This window comes from Bacteroidota bacterium, assembly GCA_039111535.1.
GTDB lineage: Bacteria > Bacteroidota > Rhodothermia > Rhodothermales > JAHQVL01 > JBCCIM01.
In genome coordinates this window covers 1-4,155 of sequence record JBCCIM010000320.1, presented here as the reverse complement: position 1 = coordinate 4,155, position 4,155 = coordinate 1, and the positions used below count along the sequence as shown (strand labels likewise).

The following is a 4,155-nucleotide window of genomic DNA, read 5'->3' as shown; positions in this document are numbered from 1 at the left end:
TTTGTATACATCATTGGTATAGAAGGATGCGGACACCACGGATTTATGCCTGTGGTAGAGAATCTGGTTGGCGCTTCGCTTTCAGACCCGACACATATGCAGTCTCGATGGCAAGCAATCAGGAAAGCCTTTAACAATATCTGGTTGCACCCAAATCCGTTTGTCAAACGCTGGGGCAAAAGTCAATTGAAGCGGTTGCTCAAACGCATTGCAAAACAGGATGGTGGGCAGGACCAAACGTTTTATATCCTGGAAGACAATTCTTTTCCATCTGGCGACATTAGAACCGTAGGCGCCGGCTGGGACCTACAGGAATTGATTGCACTCGTAGAGCCTTTTGCAGATGTACATCTGATCTCCCTAAACCGTCACCCCATTGCAGCAACTTTTTCGCACAAAGACTGGGATGGCGGATTTAGAGGACACGCCCAGGTATTGGCCGATCACATGGATTACCTGACAACCTGCATGACAGCCATAGGCGGTGAAAATTTCAAAACCATCTCTTATGAAGCCATGACAACCCATAGCCAGGAAGTCGTTGAAGGCCTGGTAAATTATCTGGAACTCCCCTACGGCAACACCCAACACGCTTTCAAAGACTTCAGGGCCTCAAAAAAGAACTGGCGCGTCTCGCTTGCCCCGGAAGAAAAAGCCTGGGCAGAAGCTTTTTTCAATGCAGATAAAATGAAAGGATGGGACGTGTTACATGGTGCCAACAACAGTCTTATTGGGACAGAGATAAAAGAATGGGCAACTGTGTAATCCTGAGTGCGTAGCCCAGAGTAGCGCAATCCTGAGTAGCGCCTAATCAACTTGGCAGAACCGATCCCACATGATGATCTTGTCACAATAGCCTCTTAATGGGGCTATTGGCATGTTATTTAATATCCCCTCTGCGGGATTTGAAACAAGCATAAGTGTTTCGCACGGTGCTGTCGACGCGATTAACGTCGTAGATGCCACAATCCGTTATGAAACCAAAGAGGGTTTAGCATACGCTTGCTACTTGCGTCAGCTCAGCAATGCGACCTTAATCCGGTAACACTTTCCATTGCTTTACCTGTCCCTTGTTTTTAGAGAACCATCGGCACAGATTCCGATCATCCGCATACATCGCCACATGCCTACAAAACCGATGCTCGCAGGGTCATGGAAGTAGAAAAAGCCAGGTTTGGCTGCACCCAATGCCTGCCTGAAGATGCTGATGCTGCCGGCGAGGCTCTGAAGCAAATGTCCATTCACAAAGCATTAATTCAGGAATCCCATTACTCAATTAAACTCCGCGTTTGCAAAACCTGCCAACAAGCCTTTGTCTCTGTCTTTACGGAGCGCACTGACTGGCAGGATGGCAAGGACCCCCAACGCTGGCTGGTCATGCCTTTGACAACCGATGAAGTAACACGCCTTTCTGCACTGCAAGAGATAAGCGCACTGGAGCGCAGTGTCCAGCTTATTGCCCCTGACCGAAGAAGCCTTTGCCTGGATTACCCCAAAGGACACCCTTCAAAGGTATTCTGGCCCCGCGGACTTCGTATCGGCATACACGACTGATGTTCAGCACGGTTTTTAAACCCCGACTTTTCTGCGTGAACGAGTACAGCGTGAACGAGTACACCGGCCATTTATATCAAATGCGCTGTATGCCCATCTCTTACCAAAAAACAGTGCATTCAAGCTTCTATCGCTTGCTTTATACCGACCTTGTTCTCCAGGTACACAATCCGCGCCAGCATGGCGAGCAATCCGATGCTGCCTGTACTGGCGATGAGCAGGAGCCAGAACAGCGGCTGCATCCCAAGAGTTTTAGCGCGAGGAATCGCAAAGTAAAGCGCGGCGCCTACAGCCAGCAGGAGATCAAACGTAATCTGGTTGCCCCATAAATTGCGCGTATGCTCAATCGCAAATCCCGTCGCGCCCTCCATGGTCACTGTATAGATCGAGAATAACAAAAACAGGACAGACAAAAGTGCCGGCATCTGCCATTGCGGGTTGTTTGAGTCAGCTTTTCGCAGTGCCATATAGAGGCCATAAGCAACAAAAAGTACGGCTGCAACAATCGGAATGAGCGTTGTATTTTCCATATATAGATCGAATATGAGGTTCATTTAGCAAAACCATCATGCGCCGGATTTTTTTGAATTCCCGCGCGTTTGGGTAACCAAAAAACAATCAGGTTAGCAAGCCGCATCAATTACCTGTACAGGTAATGGTGGCTACAAAAAAGATAGCTTACCTTTAGCGGATACCGCATGTACACGAGGGTAAGTTGAACTTGCAAACACAGTAAATCCATGAAAGCACGAAGCCAGGTATTTTCAGCTCTGCTCAAATATTGGCGCATGCGCGCCGGCATGAGCCAGCTAGACCTGGCCCTGACGGCAGACGTGTCTTCGCGACATATCAGTTTCCTAGAGACTGGCCGTTCCCAACCGAGTCAAGAGATGGTTTTGCTGCTTGCCGCCGTGCTCGATATCCCTTTCCGTGACCGAAACGTGATGCTTCGCGAAGCTGGCTTCACCCCTGTCTTCGATGAGCCCGGCATTCATGCGCTGGATCCTGGCATCACGCACGCACTGAACGTTATGCTCCGCCACCATGAGCCCTTTCCGATGATGGTATTAGACAGCGCCTACAACCTGCTGCGCATGAATGAAGCAGCACGCTGCATGATTGGATTGGCAATTTCTCCCATCCCAGATCAATTCAATGTGATGCGTGCATTTTTTGACCCCGCGGGCTTCAAACCGTTTGTGCTCGACTGGGAGCTTACCGCTAGGAAAGCCATCAGCAGGCTTCAACGAGAATTGCTACACACGCCACATGACGAGCGGTTAAAAGCAGTGGTCGAAGACATCCTGAAGGCACCCGATGTACCTGCAGACTGGCAAAAACATAACCTGGCAGAAGGTACCGAAGGGTCGCTGCACATTCGTTTTCAAGCTGGCGAACACACCCTTTCTTTTGTCTCAACAATGATGTCCTTCCAGGCCCCTCAAAACATCACGCTCGAAGAAATACAGATTGAAAGCTACCTGCCTGCTGATGCAATAACAGAACACTTGTGCCGGGATGTTTTTGGTGGGCAAAACAAGCCGGCATAGGTATCTGCTGCCGCGCACGCCTTCCCTAAATGAGATCGTGCACACGGGTTGCGGGTTACGTCCGCAACGACTGTCTGATACCATACCCTCCTTAAATTATGACAACGCCAAGTTCAAGCGTAGTCCAATAACCTCATTCTCATCATACAGCTATGCTTCGCAATTTTTTTGGCCGTGGGCGCAAAAGAAAACTGAAAGAAGACGAAGTACGCGTTGTACTTCCCGAAGAACATTTCACCTTGATGAAATGGAAGCAGGATGGACTCCCCTGCGTGGGCTCGCTAAATGACAGCTTGAGAGACTTTGCGCACAAACGCATATTCAGCTGGCAGTTGTCTGTAACCATTGATTTCCAGCATCTCGCAGAAAATGGCATGCCTACGCAGGCAGAGCAAGACCTTGTTGACCCCTTTTGCGAGGTATTGGATGCAGAGATTAAAGCCGGCGGCAATGCCCTCTTTCTGGTCCGCGAAACGTGGAATAAAACACGGCGCATGGTTTGGCGCGTATACGATCCTGAGATATCACATAAGTACCTGCAATCCCTTATTAGCTCCAAAAACCACCCGAGACCCTTCGATTACAAAATGGAGCAAGACCCTTCCTGGGAGCAAACTACCTGGTATTTTTCCCAGCTAAAAGGCTAACACACAAACACGCTGCAATTCTGACGACACAATAAGATGTCGGGCTATTGGCAAAAAATACGTTTACTTTTACAGGGTCGTCCAACACTTAGCAAGCATACGCAATTCAAATTTAGCAACTATCCCTCAAACGTATCACTTGCCGTGCAGGATAAACCATGCTTACTACAAGAATAGCCTACTGCCTCAGCCTTGTCATCTTACTGGCACTCCTCTTTGTTAAACAGTCCAATGGGCAATCAGGCGAACAAATGCATACTGGCGAACCACGGAAGGTGCAGCTTGATTCGTTGGATATGGTGGCGGGAAACGCAGGAGGATAACAGTTCGGCACTGACGGTGGCAGATCTGGCAGGGCGAAGAGGGAAACTCGCGTCCGAGCGCGTCAAAAGGGTGATGGCAGA

General features: G+C 49.3%; 6 protein-coding genes. 4 read left to right on the top strand and 2 right to left on the bottom strand.

The genetic code is table 11. The annotated features are described in order from the left end of the window. A partial coding sequence (locus AAF564_26305) for a hypothetical protein (protein MEM8489086.1) occupies positions 1 to 765 on the top strand: 765 nt, incomplete at its 5' end. Between the two features lie 387 nt (positions 766 to 1,152). After that, positions 1,153 to 1,554 carry a hypothetical protein gene (locus AAF564_26300; protein MEM8489085.1) on the top strand — a complete coding sequence of 134 codons (402 nt, stop codon included), beginning with the start codon at positions 1,153 to 1,155 and terminating at the stop codon, positions 1,552 to 1,554. Between the two features lie 119 nt (positions 1,555 to 1,673). On the opposite strand, the gene AAF564_26295 is transcribed toward AAF564_26300, so the two are convergent. Beyond that, the gene (locus AAF564_26295; GenBank protein ID MEM8489084.1) at positions 1,674 to 2,084 is read right to left on the bottom strand and encodes a hypothetical protein; all 411 of its coding nucleotides are present in this window, start codon (positions 2,082 to 2,084) and stop codon (positions 1,674 to 1,676) included. A 210-nt stretch (positions 2,085 to 2,294) separates the two neighbouring features. Between AAF564_26295 and AAF564_26290 the strand changes: the two genes are divergently transcribed. Together AAF564_26290 and AAF564_26285 are read left to right on the top strand one after the other, a co-directional pair. Beyond that, on the top strand, positions 2,295 to 3,104 hold the full coding sequence (locus AAF564_26290) for a helix-turn-helix transcriptional regulator (protein ID MEM8489083.1): 810 nt from the start codon (positions 2,295 to 2,297) through the stop codon (positions 3,102 to 3,104). Between the two features lie 152 nt (positions 3,105 to 3,256). Continuing rightward, positions 3,257 to 3,751, top strand: coding sequence for a DUF695 domain-containing protein (locus tag AAF564_26285; GenBank protein ID MEM8489082.1), 495 nt, complete (start codon positions 3,257 to 3,259; stop codon positions 3,749 to 3,751). Between the two features lie 219 nt (positions 3,752 to 3,970). Here the strand turns inward: AAF564_26285 and AAF564_26280 are convergent. After that, a partial coding sequence (locus AAF564_26280) for a hypothetical protein (GenBank protein ID MEM8489081.1) occupies positions 3,971 to 4,155 on the bottom strand: 185 nt, incomplete at its 5' end.